The 18,092-nt window shown below is 51.6% G+C and carries 12 protein-coding genes; 6 read left to right on the top strand and 6 right to left on the bottom strand.

Annotation, left to right across the window (positions count from 1 at the left end):
• Positions 1–30 precede the first annotated feature (30 nt).
• The 3 genes from ACO08I_RS18855 to gltX all read right to left on the bottom strand — a co-directional run bounded on the left by ACO08I_RS18855 (position 31) and on the right by gltX (position 9,660).
• On the bottom strand, positions 31–7,212 hold the full coding sequence (locus ACO08I_RS18855) for a gliding motility-associated C-terminal domain-containing protein (RefSeq protein ID WP_421946760.1): 7,182 nt from the start codon (positions 7,210–7,212) through the stop codon (positions 31–33).
• A 497-nt stretch (positions 7,213–7,709) separates the two neighbouring features.
• The gene (locus ACO08I_RS18850) at positions 7,710–7,910 is read right to left on the bottom strand and encodes a hypothetical protein (protein WP_044219606.1); all 201 of its coding nucleotides are present in this window, start codon (positions 7,908–7,910) and stop codon (positions 7,710–7,712) included.
• Between the two features lie 13 nt (positions 7,911–7,923).
• Positions 7,924–9,660, bottom strand: a complete 1,737-nt coding sequence (gltX, locus tag ACO08I_RS18845) for a glutamate--tRNA ligase (RefSeq protein ID WP_345894681.1) — start codon at positions 9,658–9,660, stop codon at positions 7,924–7,926.
• 330 nt (positions 9,661–9,990) lie between these two features.
• Between gltX and ACO08I_RS18840 the strand changes: the two genes are divergently transcribed.
• Positions 9,991–10,641 (top strand): polysaccharide deacetylase family protein, encoded by a 651-nt coding sequence (locus tag ACO08I_RS18840; protein WP_044219600.1) that lies wholly within the window; start codon positions 9,991–9,993, stop codon positions 10,639–10,641.
• 106 nt (positions 10,642–10,747) lie between these two features.
• Here the strand turns inward: ACO08I_RS18840 and ACO08I_RS18835 are convergent, their stop codons facing one another.
• Positions 10,748–11,281, bottom strand: a complete 534-nt coding sequence (locus tag ACO08I_RS18835) for an ExbD/TolR family protein (protein WP_282784843.1) — start codon at positions 11,279–11,281, stop codon at positions 10,748–10,750.
• Between the two features lie 95 nt (positions 11,282–11,376).
• Between ACO08I_RS18835 and ACO08I_RS18830 the strand changes: the two genes are divergently transcribed.
• From ACO08I_RS18830 to ACO08I_RS18810, 5 genes are all read left to right on the top strand, one after another.
• Entirely contained in the window at positions 11,377–12,357 is a 981-nt protein-coding gene (locus ACO08I_RS18830) for a tocopherol cyclase family protein (RefSeq protein WP_421946759.1), read from the top strand.
• Between the two features lie 134 nt (positions 12,358–12,491).
• Positions 12,492–12,860: a DUF2237 family protein gene (locus ACO08I_RS18825; RefSeq protein ID WP_421946758.1), complete on the top strand. Its 369-nt coding sequence runs from the start codon at positions 12,492–12,494 to the stop codon at positions 12,858–12,860.
• A 125-nt stretch (positions 12,861–12,985) separates the two neighbouring features.
• Positions 12,986–14,404, top strand: a complete 1,419-nt coding sequence (locus tag ACO08I_RS18820; RefSeq protein WP_282784839.1) for a TonB-dependent receptor — start codon at positions 12,986–12,988, stop codon at positions 14,402–14,404.
• A gap of 6 nt (positions 14,405–14,410) precedes the next feature.
• Complete coding sequence (locus ACO08I_RS18815; protein WP_421946757.1) at positions 14,411–15,244, top strand: M15 family metallopeptidase; 834 nt, start codon at positions 14,411–14,413, stop codon at positions 15,242–15,244.
• Positions 15,245–15,755: 511 nt separating this feature from the next.
• Complete coding sequence (locus ACO08I_RS18810) at positions 15,756–16,313, top strand: thioredoxin family protein (RefSeq protein WP_282784835.1); 558 nt, start codon at positions 15,756–15,758, stop codon at positions 16,311–16,313.
• Here the strand turns inward: ACO08I_RS18810 and ACO08I_RS18805 are convergent.
• A complete protein-coding gene (locus tag ACO08I_RS18805) occupies positions 16,310–17,326 on the bottom strand; it encodes a T9SS type A sorting domain-containing protein (protein WP_421946756.1) in 1,017 nt (338 codons plus the stop codon). The genes ACO08I_RS18810 and ACO08I_RS18805 overlap by 4 nt on opposite strands.
• Before the next feature lie 33 nt (positions 17,327–17,359).
• Entirely contained in the window at positions 17,360–18,010 is a 651-nt protein-coding gene (locus tag ACO08I_RS18800; protein WP_421946755.1) for a hypothetical protein, read from the bottom strand.
• Between the last annotated feature and the right edge of the window lie 82 nt (positions 18,011–18,092).

Here is an 18,092-nt window from a genome sequence, read left to right as displayed (position 1 = left end):
TAGCCGGGGCAAAAAGATTCCTTATTTAAATTATTTCTGAAGCAGAAGATACCCGGTAATAGGCCGGCTCCCATCTCCAAGGTCCAGAATATAGAAGTAGGTGTCCACTGGCAGATCTTCTCCATTAAAGGTGCCGCGCCAGTTGTTTGGATAAGGGCGGGGCGAATTGTATACCTCGTCTCCCCAACGGTTGAAGACAGAAAGCTGACTATTTGGGTAGGCGCCTGTGTCCAGTAAACACGGAATAATGAAGGCTTCATTTACCCCGTCACCATTTGGCGTAAAAATATTCGGGGGCTCGCAGTCTACCCCTTCGCCAACGGTGAGCCGTAAGACAGCATCAGCACAGGCACATCCTTCGCGGCAAACCTGATAAACCAACTCGTCCGTTCCGGCAAAATCGGGGTCGGGCGTATAGGCAATCCGGTTATCTGCCGTTACCCTCGCACGCCCGTTGAACGGCTCCATAATCACTTCCAGGGTGCTCCCTTCCGGCACAGCGTCATTAGCCAGCACATCCACAATCGTTTCCACAGCAAATTCAATGGTCCGATCGTCATTTTGCACTACTGGCGGCAGCTGGTAATCAATAATCAGGGTATCCCTGGAGCTATCGCCGCACAATCCTCCGTCCAGCGTCCAGATGGCCAGGTTATCGCCCACTGTGAGGTTGGCCACCTCTGTGTCAGTATTGTTCCGGTTGGAAAACACCAGCTGCTCATCCGGTGAGCTCCACCTTCCGGAGCTGCCATCCGCCGGCTCTCCCGCCGCCAGCATCGCCACGCCGTTTTCCTCGCAGACAATCACATCAAATCCGGCAAACGGGTTATTATCAGCCAGGGTAATGAGGACTCCTGTGCTGTCCATTCCGCATTCGCTGACCACCGTCCAGGTAAAGGCATAAGTATTGCCGGGCAGTAATCCTGGCCCGGAAATTCCGGTACCTGGATCTTCCGGGTTATCAATTTCCACATTGAAGTCGGCCTGTACGGCAGACTGTGACCAGTTGCCTTCTCCTGCCTGCGGGTTGGCAGCATTTAGGAAGATTGGATCACCAGGACAAAGCAAAGTATCCATACCTGCCTCGGCCGGCTCAGGAACGTTTACCTGGATTTGCAGCGTGTCCGAGCTAAAGCTTTTACAGCCTCCGTTGGACAATACCCAGACCAGTTGCCGGATACCTTCCTCTTCAAAGCCCGAAACATTTGTGGTAGCACTCCCGGGGCTTTCAATGACAAGTGCCCCTCCATTAGCATTGAGCTCCAGCCAGGTGCCTATGCTTTGCGATACCGGCGTAGCGGAAACAAGCAGATCTGCTCCCGCGCAGGTGAAAGTGTCCTGCCCAACCATGGCCATCTCATCCGGTATGGTATCCAATGCAACCAATAGAGAAGGCGACGGGTCAGAGATGCAATCGCCGGTTTGCACTTCTGCCTCCAGCGTAAGCGAACCTTCGAAACCTGAGAAATCAGTTATCAGCAAATTGGGCGTGACCGTAGTATCTAATGGCACCCCGGCATTATACCACAGGTACTGAATGCCTCCACCCGATTGTCCATTGGGAATGGAGACAGTTAGAGTGGCGCCCGGTTCATCCACGCATATGGGCCCATTGCTAATGAGATTGGCAGGAGCCGGTAGCGTTTCGTTGATGACCACCGTAACCGTATCTGGTTCAGACTGGCAACCGTCACGCTGAGCGGTTACCACAAAGGCTCCGGTATGAAGGTCCGGATTGGCAGAAGGAATAATAATATTCGGCCCACTTGGCGTAGTGCCCATCGGAGTCTGCCAGGTATAGGTAGACCCAGCCGGCCCATTTGCAAAAAGCTGCAACTGCGCACCGCCGCAAACAGGGCTGTTACTGGAAGCCTCCACCGTTGGATTGGCATTCACCTGAATGGTACGAACGGGAGAAGGAACAGAGGGACAACCATCTTCAATGAGGGACACCTGATAGCTTCCCGCATCATTCGTAGTGAGATTAGATATCGTTATACTGTTATCCGGCCCTGTGTTTACTGGCCCGGACGGGGTATTCCAGATATAGGTTGCATTGGTCACCATTGGCGTGGTGAGGGTCAGTTCCTCGCCTTCACAAAAGGAATACGTAGCGGAAGGGTTAGTAGGGGTCGGGGCTCGCGGGGGGGCATCCTTCACCTGCAGCGTCGTACTTACCGGCAGTGAAGGGCAGCCTTCCTCTGTAAATACGACAAGAGAATAACTGCCTCCATTTAAAGCCTCCGTTACATTCTCGATAACAGCGACCTCGTCAGAAGAGTTATAGCCCGGACCTGTCCAGAGAAAATCATAGGTTCCATCATTGACAGGAAAAACGGTAGCCTGAAGCGTTACATCCGTTGCCCCATACAAACATTCAGGAGCGCTGTTACTAACACCGATGATATCAATAGCTTCGATGACCTCAACACTGACAGAAGCCGTATCGCTACATCCCTGTTCGGTAGTGACCGTGAGGGTATAGGTGCCGGAGCGTAAAGGCCCAACTTGATTGATTGTCGGATTTTGCACCACTGAAAAATAGCCGTTAGGCCCATTCCAGGTGTAGCTCGCTGCGGATAAGTTTGGGGTACCAAAGAGTTGCAGAACACTTCTTTCACAAAGTGGATCTTCAGGAGAAATACTCGTGGCTGCCATAGCATTAGGCCGTTCGTTCACTACCACACTCGCGGGCGGAGAAACATCAGAAACACACGAAAACTGAACGCCACGTACTGTCCAGTTTCCATTATGCGTCTCATTGGCATTGTCAAGAATGAGTGTATTTGTAGTAGTCGTAATCTGGTTCAGGTCTGGCCCGGTCCAGATATACGAAGCTGCGCCTGAAGGCTCTGCCTGAAGAGTTATCTTTTCTCCTTCGCAGAAAGGGTTGGTGAGTACGGCAATTTGATAAGGCCCCGGCTTGGGGATCACATTAATAATGGATAGCGCCGGCTCGGAAGGGCAGCCATTTCGGAAAACAGTCAGGCTGTAAACCCCTGCATTTTCCTCTTCCAGCGGATTGATCGCCTCCGGATTCTGGTCGGTTGAGAAAAACCCGTCCGGACCGGTCCACTGATAGGTAATGCCCGTCCCGGCCACAGGAGTCCCCAATGAAGCCGAACCACCCTCGCATTCGGTAATAACGGCTGCATTGACGGAGGCAACAGGCCTTGGTGTAAGCAAGACCGGTGCTGCTACCGAAGGCTCTGACTGGCAACCATTGGCTTCAATGATAAGGTAGTAGAACCGGGTCTCAGGTTGCTGTGGATTGTAGGCGGGCAGGGTTAGGCTACCCTGATTCGTGGTAGTTATCAACGTCCCATTGGGGAACTGCCCTTCGTACCAATAATAAGTAGCATTGCTCAGCACAACTGAAGAACTCAGCTCCACCGGGTCATCACCACATTGCTGGGCGTTTGTTTGCAATACCGGGGTAAGAGGCAACCCACTGACGGCCACATTAACCACACCTTCCGCTGTGCAGCCCGATAATCCTTCAATAGTTACCACATAGGCTCCTGAATCATCTTCGTCCACGTTGGGAATAACCGGGTTCTGCTGGGTGGAAATGATATTCCCATCCGGCCCACGCCATACATAAGTATATACTACACCACCTTCTGCTGCGGGTGGATTTGCAAAGAGGTTCAGCGTATCACCGCCGCAAATACCGGAGCTGTAGGTGGGCATTGGCGCCTCCGCCTCAATACGAATCGGACGGGTACAGGTAGAAATATTACCTACCACATCTACAACGGTAAGCGTAGCCATTACTGTAGTGCCGGCCTCATCACAAGTGAATGTATTGGGTGAGAGGAACATCGTATCAATCGAACAGTTGTCGAAACTCCCGGCATCAAACTCTTCCACGCTCACGGTATCCGGCTCAATACCGGATGGATTGATTTCCACAACTGTAGGGTTGCAGAGAGCTACAGGGGGCTCATTGTCAAGGACGTCGACAATGAAGCTACAGGTATCCGGATTCCCGACCTCATCTTGCGCAATATAGTATACCGTTGTTTCACCCACATTAAACTCATGGGTTGGCGACAAGGCCGGCACGGTCATCTGCGTATAGGGGATTTCGGTAGCCCCTTCTGCATAATAAAAAGGCGTCACCGTTTGGTAAACCAGGCTTACGAAAGCATAGCTGAGGCTGTCAGTTTCACCGTCTCCGTCCACCGCCATAGCATCACAGGGGTTGATCCCATCTCCAGGCCCACCCGGCGGTACCGGAATAAAACTCGGCTGAAGCGTAAAGGTTACACTGCCATCACTTGCCCAGGCGTTGAAATCCGCAGCAGGAATACTCACGACGTATTGCCCCGGGTTTGCACAACTGGCAATGCCCTGCGGAGTGACATCTATGGTATCTCCGTTATCGCCAATGATATGGAAGAATGCCCCGGAAGAGCTAAAATCCCCCTGTAAATCAATCAGCAAATTGACATTATCAAAAGCATTGGCGGCCACACCATTAAAAGTATAGGTCTTTGAGTTAGCGATATAATCGTTGAGGTTGGGGTCAAAGGTGTAAGTCAGCCAGGCACTTGCGGTATCGCCGGGCATAGTTTGGCTGTAGGGAGACTCCAGGCCACAGTTGTCCGTGATGTTGTCCGGGAGCGGTAAGGTCACTTCAGCAGAGCAGGTACCCGGCTCCAGTGGCTGAGCAATATCAGAAGGACAGGTCAGTTGTGGAGGCTCCTGATCTTCCACCACCACTTGCTGTACACAACTGTCTATATTGCCCGCACAGTCTGAAATGTAGTATGTGATGGTGTTTTCGCCAATAGGCAAGGTCACCATAGCAGGAGCAATAGGATCGACCAGTACACGAGGGTTGTTATTCGTCCGGTATTCGTAGCGCAGGTCGTTGAGTTCGGCTATCGGGAAGATAAGGTTAGCCTGTACAGTACCGGCGGGGTTGCAAAGCGCATTAATCGCAAAGCTACCGGGCTGTGTGGTTGGAATATTAGGCTCCAGGCGAATTTCGATCACGCCATCCACTGCCCAAAGGTCCAATAGCGGTTTAGGCACACTGAGCAGCGTGTCCGCATTTCCACATTGTACCATCGCCCTTCCGGTACGGCCAATGGGCGTACCATCTTCACCAATAACGTTAAAGTACTCTGTGGTCCCTTCTGCATCCACATTCTGGAGCTGCAAGCTGAGCTGCCCCCCGGCTTGTGCATTGATGGGCAGTGGCTGGCTTACTGGGAACGATAAGACAATAGGGTTGACGGGCACGCTCGCCTCCTGTCCCGGGGAAGCATTGGAAGTGATCGTTGCATTATCAAATAGATTTACCACAGAGGATGAGCTGGCACACTCCTCCTGAATAAAGGGTACTTCTAAAGTATAATTGGCAGAGCACTGCCCAAAATTGGTCCCAATCACTTCATCTTCCGGACACTCCACAAATGTAGGCGCCGTATTATCAATCACTATAAATGTTGCCTGCTCCAGGGTGGAGTTTCCGCACCCATCATCAACAACAAAATCCACGACCTGCATCAGCAGGGTGTCGCTGCCGGAAGGGCAAATAATATTAGGCGTGCTGCTAACCGTTTGATTCGTTCCGGCTTCAAAAGTATTCCAGGTCAGGCTATCCACCGGTGTACAGGCATCGCCTGCCTGAGCGCCACCGTAGCTTTCCAGCCAGTTGCTGTAGAGGGTTTCAATATCCGTACCCGCCATACAGGTGACCGTCAGGTCTGAGGGCGCCGACAAAAAGACCGGCGCAATGGTATCAATGACGGTAACCTGCTGAACCTGAATACTGTCATTCCCGCACTCGTCTGTTACCCGCCAGACACGCTCCAGCACATAGTCATTTTCACAACTACCTGCAATGAACGTTTCTGAAAGCAGCTCTGTAGTCAGTTCGTTGAGTCCAGAGCAATTATCTGCTTGCATTGTGGGCTCCCCGGTAATGGAAAAATCATCTTCGTCCCCGCAGTTCACAGTCGTATCTGCCGGCACAAGAAAGGAAGGCGCGATAGTATCTCTGACAGTAATCAGCTGATTAACAGAAGAAGAAATGCCACACACATCTTCCACCACCCATTGCCTCTCGATAAAGTAGCTATTGTCGCAATTTCCAGGTGCTGTTTCGTCAGAGAAAGTAACGGTAATCGGCCCTCCACAGGCATCCACCGTATCTGTTACAGTACCTGTAATACTAAGGTCAAGAGGGTCTGCATCGCAGGAAATGGTGATGTCTGGCGGACGGGTGAAATCAGGGGCTGAGAAATCACGTACCCGGATGACCTGAACGGCGGAAGTGAAGTTGCCACAGGAATCCGTAACAAACCAGCTACGGCGGATATCCAAATCATGCTCCGGGCAGGCCTGTGGCCCGGGGATGGTATCCTGCTGGAAACCTACGGTGAGGTTGTCCCGGCAATTGTCCATAGCGGTGACCATGGAAGGCGGATTGTTCATCAGGTACTGCTGTATGGTGTCGCAGCTCACTTGTATAGTGTCTGGTACATTTTGCAGTACGGGGGCTATGGTATCTATAGTGGTGAAGGACGCTTCGTAGTTGCGAATATTCCCACAAAAGTCCTCAATCGTAAAAGTCACTTCAAGTGTATCACAGGGGCCTGGCACATAAGAAGATGGTGGCATATTGGTATTCACAGAAAGAATCCCGGTACAATCTTCCAGGTTACTGTTAACGGCAAACAACCGGCTTTGCCTCCAGGAGTCAAAGGTCGGCTCGCCCAATTCGCAGGTAATAACGGTGTCCAGATTGATGGTGAAGTTGGAAATCGGAGGTTCTGTATCCTCTGTGATAATGATCCGTTGGACCGCCTCTGCCTCTGTCATATCGGCGAACGTACCCCGCCAAATGCGGTAAAGGGTATCCGGGCCACCACACACCGAAATGGCATTCAAAAGAGGAGTGCCCGGCAGAATGGTACCGTTGCTTGCCGTACTGTCTACCGGAAGAATGAAGATAGAGTCATTCAGATCCATTGGATTGAACAGCAGGAGGGTGTCCGCCACAGGGATGTTGCAAATACCATCCACTATAGTATCGTTGGGCGGGATCAGTATCGGCGGTAGTTCTTCTGTTCCCCGAAAAGTTGATGACGGTTTTTCAGGGGGGGCAGGACCATCCGCGGCTTTAGACTGAAGCGGGGCTGAAAAGCTGATTAGCAGCACTCCCCAGACCAGTAAAGCGTGTAGTCGTCTCGTCATGATTGTGTTAATTTATGGGATGATTCCATTGTAAGGCCCTCAAATAGAGGCCCCACCAAAGTATGTTTGGGTAATAAAATTTTCCTGCTTGAATGACCAATACCAATAGGCGCAGGGATGCCCGGGGCTTGGTCTTAGGTTGCCTAAGAAGTGCATGTTCAATCGGTTTTGGTTTTATGCTCAAGCGGTTGTCATCGATAGACTAAACACCAGGGGAATACGCAAAAACTAGTCACAAAATATGCAAAAACCAGCAATCAGGCCCACAATCCTCCCCCCTAATTGCCTAAGTAGCACTTAATTACCATTTCGTTGTGCTGCATCGACGATAGTAACTAAAAGCTACCATCAAACTTCAATAGCAGCGCTCCCCAAAGGGAAGTCACTGCTGCTTTGTTTTATTCCGGAGTCACGCGGGGCCTGGAGCTATCCTGGCTTTCGTCAGATAGCAGGTGGGTTCATGCTTTTGCTTTCGTCCAAAATCCGGCCAGAAGCGTCTATTCTTCTTCATCTTCCGACCTCCGGCTTTTTAGTTTCTTATCTTCTACGTTCTTATCCAGAAATTGATTCACTTTTTCGACATCAAGGTTTGAAGTTATTTCTCCAAACTCATTGATTTTTATGTCGAAGCCTTTCAAATCCTTGTGTACGCCGGGTTGCTCCTCTTTTTCTTCCTCCTTATTTTTTTTACTGGCCATCGGCTCACTATTTTTAGGATTGAACAATGTTATCAAATGCCTCAAACCCGAGTTTCAACCGGGCTATAGCTTCCTCCTGCCCCAACAGTTCCATCATTTCGAAAATCGCCGGCCCTTTCATCGTCCCCGCCTGCGCCAGACGAAGCATTGGCAGCACCTCCCCAAACTTCAGTTCATGCTTTTCCATAAAGCGCTCTGCAGCGGCTTTGATCTCATCGGCAGAGAAATTAGTCAGCTGTTCCATATCCTTAACGAGCTCCGCAAACTGTTCGCTGCGTTCCGGCTGCCAGCGTTTTTGTATCATTTTCTCTTCATAGCTCCGGGGGCGCTCAAAAAAGTAGTAGCCATTTTCCCAGAAATCGGGCAGCGTTACGGCCCGCTCTTTCATCAGGCTGACAAAGCCCTCCACAAAGGCGTCAGAAGGCTGTTGTCCATTGGCTTCCAGTATAGGACGGACGAGGCGTGCCAGGCGGGCATCGTCCGCTTTGATCATATACTGCTGATTAAACCACTTCGCTTTGTCGATATTGAAACGGCTGCCTGATTTATTGATCCGCTCAGGCGAAAAGATGTCCACAAGCTCTTCCAGTTTAAACATTTCCTGCTCATCGCCAGGGTTCCAGCCCAGCAGGGCCAGGAAGTTGAGTACCGCCTCAGGTAAGAAACCGTACTCCCGGAAGCCGGTGAAGCTGTCTTCTGCTGTTGCGCCCTTCCACGAAAGAGGGAATACCGGGAAGCCTAAGCGGTCACCGTCCCGCTTGCTGAGCTTACCATACAACGCACTTTTGAGAAAAGCTTTGAAAGCAGCCTTGTCGGCCTGATCTTTTTCTTTTTCTTTCAGGTTGGCAGGAATATTTTTCTTATCCTGGAACGTTTGCAGGGCGAATACCTCCGCCTTGTATCCCGCATGCTCCGGATACTTACGGGCAAACTCCTCTGCCATTCGGCTGGCCATTGCTGGAATCGTCGACTTGTCAAGGTAGCTTTCCGGCGCAGGCTTCAGGATGAGCGGCAGGTGGGCAAACGCAGGCATTTCCTGCTCCCAGCCCAGGCTCCGATAGAGCAAAACGTGGTGTGCTGTGCTCGACAGCCACTCTTCTCCCCTTACCACATGGGTGATTTCCATCAGGCGGTCATCCACTACGTTTGCCATGTGATAGGTGGGCATGCCATCGGCTTTGAGCAGGACCTTGTCGTCCAGCTCAGAACTGTCAAAAGCAACTTCTCCCCGCACGATGTCTTCAAAAAGGATGGTCTCGTTATCCGGGACTTTCAGGCGCACAACATGTGGAACCCCTTCATCTAATGCCGCCTCTACCTCCTCAGCACTCATGCTGATACTGTTGCGCATGCGCAGGCGGGCCATGGCATCGTATTTGAATGTCGGGTCTTTCTCCCGGGCTACATCCAGCTCTTCTGAAGTGTCGAACGCATAGTAAGCATGGCCCGATTCAATCAGTTGCTGTGTGTATTTAAGGTAGATATCCTTTCGCTCCGACTGACGGTAAGGCCCAAAGTCACCACCAATGCCAGGACCTTCGTCCGGAGTGATCCCCAACCATTCCAGTGCTTCAACAATGTATTGCTCTGCCCCTTCCACATAGCGGGTCTGATCAGTATCCTCGATACGCAGTATGAAAGTGCCGCCGTTTTTCCGGGCCAGCAGGTAGTTGTAAAGTGCGGTGCGGACACCGCCAATGTGTAGTGCCCCGGTCGGGCTGGGGGCAAATCGAAGCCTCATATTTTCCATTGAATTTGAATGCTTTTTGTCATTTCAACGAGCCGGGCAGAATGGGTTGCGCCATTTAGAAATTTTTTTTGAAAAAACTAGTGTTTTCAGGCAGCAAAAAAAGCACTTGATACGTTGTACTCTTTAAATGCCCAGTCTGACCAGTTATTCATCTACTTTCTTCGACACTGAGCCGATACCTCGGGAGGCACAAAGGTAAGCATTTTCGCAGAGCCTGCCAGCGTTAACCCGTTTAACGGGGGAAATCCTCCTTAGTCTGAAAATCAAACACGGCTGCTTCTGAAGGAGCGCCCGTTTTCCTATACCATGAACATTTAATCAAAAGGAGTTATGTACCTCGTTAAGACACCTCAAATTATCCAAAATCTCTTCCCCAACTTTACGTGGAAGATCCCCACTGATGAGAAAGTCATCTACCTGACTTTTGACGATGGGCCTGTGCCTGCAGTTACCCCTTGGGTGCTGGAGCAGCTCAAAAAGTACGACGCCAAGGCGACGTTCTTCTGCGTTGGCGATAATGTCCGCAAATATCCGGATGTTTTCAAACAGGTCCTCAGCGAAGGGCATGCAGTGGGCAACCACACTTTCAACCACCTCAATGGCTGGACCACAGAGAACATCCCTTATTTCCACAATGTGCGTCATTGTGCCAACCGGATGAACTCCGTGCTTTTCCGCCCCCCGTATGGCCGGTTGAAGCCTAAGCAGGCACAGTTCCTGCAGCGGCACTACCGTATTGTGATGTGGGATGTCCTCAGCGGTGATTTCGACCCGAAAATTTCCACAGAGCAATGCCTCGCCAACGTAGTCGACAATGCAGAGCCTGGCTCAATTGTCGTTTTCCACGACAGCGTGAAAGCCGAAGATAAGCTGCGCGAAGTGCTGCCACAGGTCCTGGAGCACTTCACTGCCAAGGGATATCACTTTGGCAAACTAAACGAACAGGAGCTTATTACCCAGCGGGTCAAAGTGAGCGCCTAGGACTTACCCTGCTAACCACTCTTTGGGGCGTTAGCCGATTAATAAATTCTGCAATGCTTTAGAGCAAAAGCTGCCCCCGGAAACTCCGGGGGTGGCTTTTTCCGTATTAGAATTCAACGGGCTCGGATTCGGAAATCACCAGCGGGAAAGCGCTGCGGACCACCCGCTGCTCTGTTTGCTTAAGTTCTTCATAGGCTTTCCCGTACAACCGCTGAGCTTCTTCCTGCCAAAGCTTCTGATAGCCTTTCAGCAACTGATCATAAACAGTAAGATAGACCTCGTAGCTTGTGCCCCGGTCGTGCTGCAGCGCTACCACGGCATGCCGGGGCGAGGAGGGCAACTTAGGCGACCGGGCAGGATTTTGGACAAATTCCGTAAGTTTTGCTGACAGCTGGCCAACAGGCAGTAGCTCCTGCTCCACCAGCAACTGATTCCCAGCGTTAATCTTCACGCTGAGTACGTTTCGGTCCGGCAATGGCTGTACAGGCGCTGGCAGATAGGCCGGCAGGCGCACCTGCAGCCCGCTTTCCTGGATGATGGTCGTAGTAACCAAAAAGAAAATCAGCAATAAAAAGGCAATGTCTGCCATAGCACCTGCTTCTACCTGATGGGCGGCACGGCGTTTAGGTTTCGGAAACATAATTTATGGATTTGATGGCCCTTTCTGGTAGTCTCCGACACCTGTAATGATGCACAGAAAGTGTAATTTGGTGGCTCACCAAGCCGGATTGTGCTATGCAACACCTCGCTGCCCGATGGAAAGCCCTTTGGAACCCCGACCGCTACCATGGATGGGGCAAGTCCCGAAATTACTTTGAAGGCTGGTACTTTAAGATTGTCAGCCCCTGCGAGCGCCATGCGTTTGCGCTTATTCCCGGCATTTCAATGGATGAGCAAGGGCAGCAGCATGCTTTTATTCAGCGTTTAGATGGCAAAGCCTGCACCTCGGCCTACCACGAATTCGCCTCCTCCGGTTTCAAGCCGCAGGAAGACCGCTTTGAAGTGCGGCTGGGCAACAATCTCTTTGCAACCGACCAATTGGAAATCGCACTACCGGAATTATCGGGCCAACTCATCTTCAAGGGCACCACACCCTGGCCATCCGCCCTTGGCGCTCCCGGTATCATGGGCTGGTATAGCTTTGTCCCATTCATGGAGTGCTACCATGGCATCGTCAGCCTCCACCATAAGCTGGAGGGGCAACTGAGCGTTTATGGTGAGCCTGTGGACTTCACAGGGGGGATAGGCTACATCGAAAAAGACTGGGGAAAGTCCTTCCCTTCCAGCTGGATATGGATGCAGACCAACCACCTCGCCCAAACGGAAGGCGCCTGCCTGATGGCCTCCGTAGCCCGTATCCCCTGGCTGGGGAGCCACTTCCCCGGATTCCTTGCCGGGCTCAGGCTGGAAGGCCGGCTTTGGGCTTTTACCACCTACAATAATGCCCGTCTGAAAGTCCATTTGGACGAGCCTTCCCGAACCGTACAGCTCGTGCTAAAGCGCCGAGGGGCTGTTTTGGAAATCAATGCACAGCAACGGGGCGGTACCGGCACTCTTGCCGCGCCAATATCCGGAGCAATGGCCGGAAAGGTGAACGAAAGCCTTCAGTCTGTAATCCACGTCCGGTTGCAGGAAGGCCAAACCACGCTCTACGAGGGGGAAGGGCGGCATGCGGGCCTGGAAGTCGCCGGCCCTGTAGCGAAAGAGCTGGTTTGAAGTAAACCCTGTCCCGGCTGGGCTGTTGTGAACACCAAAACCCTGCGATCATGCCGATCCGATTACTGTTCATATTGTCCGGGCTCTGCTGCCTTAGCCTGAGTTGCGGACAAGCACAAAACCCACAAGGAACAATGACTAGAGCTAAAAATGTACTTGGTGAGCCCCTTCAGTCCTGCTGTACCGACCCAATGACCGGCTTCTACCGGGATGGTGTATGCAATACCGGCCCAGATGACTTTGGCACGCATGTGGTCTGCGCCGAAATGACTGCTGAGTTCCTGTCCTTCACTAAGTCAAGAGGCAACGACCTCAGCACACCACGCCCGGAGTACCGCTTTCCCGGCCTCAAGCCCGGCGATGGCTGGTGCCTGTGCGCATTGCGATGGAAGGAAGCCTATGAAGCCGGTGTTGCTCCTCCGGTCCGACTGGCAGCCACCCACGAGAAAGCGCTGGAATTTGTCGATTTGAAGGCATTGCGGGCTCATCAGGTTGCCCCCTAACCCTGCCTGAGGGTGCCTGATGCGAAAGTCCAGCCCCGACAAAGCTCAAATTGCCCCCGCTTTCACGGGCAGAATTAGTACATTTGCTTCTGAACTGCTACTGTACAGACAAACTGCAACTGCCCATGCGCCAACTACTAGAAACCGACCAGAAAGCTCTGGAAATCAACCTGGACCCTTCCATCTACGGCACCTTTGCCGAGATTGGAGCCGGTCAGGAAGTCGCCCGCTACTTCTTTCAGGTGGGCGCTGCGGCAGGGACGATTGCCAAGACGATGTCGGCTTATGACAAAACCTACTCTGACAAAATCTACGGGGAAGAAGTCTCCGGCCGTTATGTCTGTGAGGCGCGCTTGTACAAAATGCTCAACCACGAGTATGATCTGATGCGCTCCAGGCTGACCAATGAGCGGCCCGATACCCGCTTTTTCGTTTTTGCAGATACTGTGGCAGCCATCAACTACACCCGCACCATCAAAGGTAATGGTTGGTTGGGTATCCGCTTTCAGCTGACGCCCGGCGGGGGCACCAATGATCTCGTCCTGCATGTCCGAATGCTCGACAACGACAATCAACTGCAGCAACAGGCGATCGGCATACTGGGGGTTAACCTCATTTACGGCTGCTATCGCTACCACGACGACCCCGAAGTCATGCTACAATCCTTAATGGACGGGCTACACGGCCGGGTGAAAGTTGATATGGTTCGCCTTACCGGACCAGACTTTGAAGACCTTGACAATCGCCTGCTCAGCCTTTGGATGGTCAAGAATAAGCTGACTGATGTGGCCATGTTTGGGCCGGACCGGCAGAATGTTCACGCTTCCGAATTTCTGTACAAAAGGCATGTGATGATGGTCCGCGGCAGTTTCCGGCCGGCTACACTGGTCAATATGGATATGATCAATGCCTCCTTTGCCCAATTCAGGAATGAGGCGGAAACGGATCCCCGGCGCACTTTTCTGCTTACCGAAATTACGCTGGACAACCTCTGCAGTACAGGCGAACTCGACGAGCAGGATTTTCTGGACCGGGCGGAGCTCCTCAACACTATGGGGCAGACCGTGGTAGTCTCTGATTGCCAGCAACAGCAAAAGATGGTCACCTATCTTTCTGATTTTAAAGTCCAGAAGCTGGGCTTCGTCCTTGGGGTGCGCGAGCTGCTGGAACTGATCAATACCAAGTACTACCAAAACCTGGATGGCCGGTTACTCGCTGCCTTTGGGCAACTTTTCACCCGCAATGTAAAGTTTTACGTTTATCCGGCCTTGCAGGAAGGAAGCGGCGAGATCATCAATGCTCAAAACGTACCTATCCCGGAAGGCGTAAAATTCTTATACAAGCACCTGCTGGATAACCGGCAAATTGTAGACGTCGAGGGCTTCAATCCCGATGTCCTGCATATCTTCTCCAAGGAAGTCCTGCATATGCTCCGCGCCGGCGATGAAGAGTGGGAAAGTATGGTGCCCACTCAGGTCGCCAACCTAATCAAAGAGCGTTACCTCTTTGGCTACCCTGTGGAACAAAAAACCTTTGAATTTTAGCACTTTATGAAGCACCTCATTTTCCTGATTTTCCCGTTTTGCATGGCCTGCCAGCCTGCAACGGATACGGCGCAACAAGCCACGCAAGCAGAAGCACCGGATACAGCCAAAAGCCCCCTGACCGAGACAAAGGACACCACGGATCTGGAAAAAGCCCGTGCCATGGGCTTTGACACACAGTACCTTATGGGGCAATTTGACCCCTCCGGGCACCCAGACTTTGTGCAGGTACCCGACCGGTACGCCGACCGCGAAGGCCTGTTGCTCCGAAAAGACACCTATAATGCATTTTTAGCCATGTACGAAGCAGCACAGGCAGATGGCATACAGCTCGTCATCCGGTCTGCCACCCGCAATTTCAATTACCAGAAAGGTATCTGGGAACGCAAATGGACCGGGCAGCAGAAGCTCTCTTCAGGTGAGAATGCCGCTCAGGCCTTTCCGGACCCCAAAGAGCGGGCGCTGGAAATTCTAAAATACAGCTCTATGCCAGGCACTTCCAGGCACCACTGGGGCACGGATATCGATTTAAATGCTTTCAACAACCGTTACTTTGAGGAAGGGCAAGGGCAAAAAATCTATGCCTGGCTTACCGCCCACGCTCCTGGCTTTGGGTTTTGTCAGCCGTATTCCCCCAAAGGCCCCGAACGCCCAAATGGCTACAACGAAGAGAAGTGGCACTGGTCCTACCTGCCTGTTGCTCAACAACTTACTGCTTTGGCGCGGGCAGAACTTCAAGACGGGATGATCTCCGGATTCGAAGGCGCAACTACCGCAACAGATATTCATGTTGTCGACAACTATGTCTTAGGGATCAGTGACTTATGCATAGAAAAATAAAACAAATACCCATTTTCTATGTCACAAAAGTTGATATTTTGCATATCATGCTGATGTCTTTTTCCTTTACTTGCACGTAATAATTAACATTACAACAGAAATACGGGGTTTAAACAGCGATTAAACTCAAACAAAAACACACACACAAAAACTTTTTTATTTCTTTTGATTACTTGAGACAAGGGTTTCTGAATTGCTGAATTCTACCAACTCCTTGCTTCCTCCGCATAAAACGGATATGCACAGTAATTTCGTTTTACCATTGATCTGAAAGCTCGAAAAGAGTAAGAGGGAGTAGACAGAGAATCCTGAATTTCAGCTTGTGATGTCTAATTTTCCAGGAAGTACCAAATATTTTGGTACGCAGGCACTAACATCTAATGAGAAATTATTCTCAGATAGCTGACCTCCCTAACCCGGGGTCAGCTTTTTTATTTCTGCGCCACACCTACCGCTCTGTTCCAAACAAAAGTGCGCCTTCCGGCTTTCTTATAGTAAAGCGACCAAACATATGGCACTTACTGAATCAAAAATGATGCGATTGGGTACTGTAGCACCCAACTTTAGCCTGGAAGACACCGTGACCGGAGAGACCGTTCAGCTGGGGGACGTGGAATCGCCCCATGGCACAGTCATCTTTTTCCTTTGCAACCACTGCCCCTATGTGATCCACGTTAACCCGGAATTAGTGCGCCTCGCCAATGCCTACAAGAAAAAAGGTATTGGCTTTGCCGCTATTAGCTCCAACGATGCCGTGCAGTATCCTCAGGATGGGCCGGAGGCGATGAAACAAACCGCGGCTAAAGTGGGCTACCCCTTTCCCTACCTTTATGATAAGACACAAGAAGTTGCGAAAGCTTACGATGCCGCCTGTACGCCGGATATTTTCGTATTTGACGGGCGCGGAAGACTTTACTACCGGGGCCGCCTCGATGGCTCCCGCCCCAACAACGATGTGCCACTGACTGGCGAAGACCTCCGGGCTGCCCTCGACCACCTGCTTGCCGGCGACCCGCCACCGGAGCAGCAGTACCCTAGCGCGGGCTGCAATATTAAGTGGAAAAATTAAGGTGCCTTGACAAAGGGCAGCGTGCCTCGTTTACCCGCTGCTTCTATTGTCAGGTAGTACACACCCGACGGCACCTCAAGGGGAGCTGTAAAAATATTCCGCCCCCGGCTGACTGAAGCGGCACCTTCCCGGACGACTTTCCCCAGTGCGTTATGACATGACCACTGCACCGTGCCTGCGATGTCTGCAACATAAGCCCATTGGAGCTCCGCGCCCACTGGGTTGGGAAATATCGAAATGTTGTCCAGCAACCGGGGCGCTACATCCGGGTAAATTCGGTTAATCAGCAACCGGTCCTCCGGGCTGAGACCAGAATCATCGAGCGTCCCACCGTTCATGTATACATTGAGCAAAATGCCAGTTTCCTGCACCCCAACACGCTCCAGGCGGCTCAGAGGGCCAAATTCCAGGTGGTTGCCTGGCTGCAAATCAATGTAAGTTTGATTATCGGGGGATACCTCGTGGTTCCACAGTACAACCCGGTTGTTAATAAACAGGCGGCTGTCTTTGCCCAGCACAATTTGACCTTCTTTGCCGAGCCCCAGCAAACCGTCCCCATCTGCACCATAGTGAAGGTCTACGCCGGGCTGTACCTCCAATTTTGATCCATTGAGAAACATTAAACAGGCGGTCTCCCCGCCAAAGTCCAGGTGGCCGCCGCCGTATATCAGATTTGTAGAGCCATCGAAGACCAAGTCAATAATTACACCAAGGCACCAATCCATACCTTCATTGATAATATTCAATTCGTGCCGGACAGAGTCGCTGCCCTCCACCAACGCCCCCCGCACCTGCGTGAAGGGCTGAAAACGGAGATTGCTATACTCCCCGGCATACAGATTCAACTCCTGTGGAGTGGTCGTGTTTGTCTCCGGTTGCGCCTCAATGAAAGAGGGCTGGTCTACGCTCGGGTAGGTGGTATCTGCATAAACCCCTAGATAATTAGGCGCCCAGGGTTCCCCATCTACCACCTCCTCAATCGCAGCATCGTAGGAGTCACCGTCAAAAGACAAATCTGGGAATACCAGCTCAGGAAAAAGGCTGACTTAATCGTATATGCCCACAAAGTCACTAAAGAATAGCCGGAGCACTTGTCCACTTAGGTCTTCTTCATCGAAGGTGAACTTGATGACAAAGGTTTCCAGGAATTGATCTTCAAAGCGTTCCGTGGCAATACAGCTTTCAGCATAGAAGTCGACATTGTCGCCATCAATGCCTGCTTTATAGGTACGGTGTGAGCGCTCGCCCGGTATTTCAGCGGGAATATTGATCCGCGTAATCAATCCGGAGCAAAGTCCGCCCGGACAGCCCGTACCCAGCTTCAGAATACTCCCGGTATTGGGCTGTACATCAGATGCTGACAAATAAATATGGCTAGGGATCAGGAGTGCATTCAGGATATCTGTGCTTCTGATAAACAGGGACAGGTCCGGATCGATCTGGCCTAAATCAATGGTAGGGTTAAAGCCATCTGCTTCCACAGTGATACAACGTGTGCTATCTACCGGTCCATCCCATAGCCCGTTCGTAGTCTGGTAAACCTCCCAGCCCACCGGCCAGAGTACAGTTTCTGATTCATCATAGGGGCAGGGGCGGCTTTCAAGGTCGTTGTAGTAAATATTCTCCAGAAGTGACTGAGCGTGTAGCGCAAATAGTCCGAAACAGCTGGCTAGTAGTAAGGAATAAAGCTTTTTCATACGAAGAGGGTTTAGTCAGACTCAAGTTAGCCCTTTAGGAACTGTACTTCAACCCTAACTTTGTCTCGGGGATTGCCAGAAC

This window comes from Phaeodactylibacter xiamenensis, from assembly GCF_965229835.1.
GTDB lineage: Bacteria > Bacteroidota > Bacteroidia > Chitinophagales > Saprospiraceae > Phaeodactylibacter > Phaeodactylibacter xiamenensis.
Note: the sequence above shows the minus strand (reverse complement) of the source record. Positions and strands in the feature narration are given on the sequence as shown.

Excerpts from the sequence above, each read along its gene's own strand:
- ACO08I_RS18855 (WP_421946760.1), bottom strand. The coding sequence starts at position 7,212 with ATGACGAGACGACTACACGCTTTACTGGTCTGGGGAGTGCTGCTAATC.
- ACO08I_RS18850 (WP_044219606.1), bottom strand. The coding sequence starts at position 7,910 with ATGGCCAGTAAAAAAAATAAGGAGGAAGAAAAAGAGGAGCAACCCGGC.
- gltX (WP_345894681.1), bottom strand. The coding sequence starts at position 9,660 with ATGGAAAATATGAGGCTTCGATTTGCCCCCAGCCCGACCGGGGCACTA.
- ACO08I_RS18840 (WP_044219600.1), top strand. The coding sequence starts at position 9,991 with ATGTACCTCGTTAAGACACCTCAAATTATCCAAAATCTCTTCCCCAAC.
- ACO08I_RS18835 (WP_282784843.1), bottom strand. The coding sequence starts at position 11,281 with ATGTTTCCGAAACCTAAACGCCGTGCCGCCCATCAGGTAGAAGCAGGT.
- ACO08I_RS18830 (WP_421946759.1), top strand. The coding sequence starts at position 11,377 with ATGCAACACCTCGCTGCCCGATGGAAAGCCCTTTGGAACCCCGACCGC.
- ACO08I_RS18825 (WP_421946758.1), top strand. The coding sequence starts at position 12,492 with ATGACTAGAGCTAAAAATGTACTTGGTGAGCCCCTTCAGTCCTGCTGT.
- ACO08I_RS18820 (WP_282784839.1), top strand. The coding sequence starts at position 12,986 with ATGCGCCAACTACTAGAAACCGACCAGAAAGCTCTGGAAATCAACCTG.
- ACO08I_RS18815 (WP_421946757.1), top strand. The coding sequence starts at position 14,411 with ATGAAGCACCTCATTTTCCTGATTTTCCCGTTTTGCATGGCCTGCCAG.
- ACO08I_RS18810 (WP_282784835.1), top strand. The coding sequence starts at position 15,756 with ATGGCACTTACTGAATCAAAAATGATGCGATTGGGTACTGTAGCACCC.
- ACO08I_RS18800 (WP_421946755.1), bottom strand. The coding sequence starts at position 18,010 with ATGAAAAAGCTTTATTCCTTACTACTAGCCAGCTGTTTCGGACTATTT.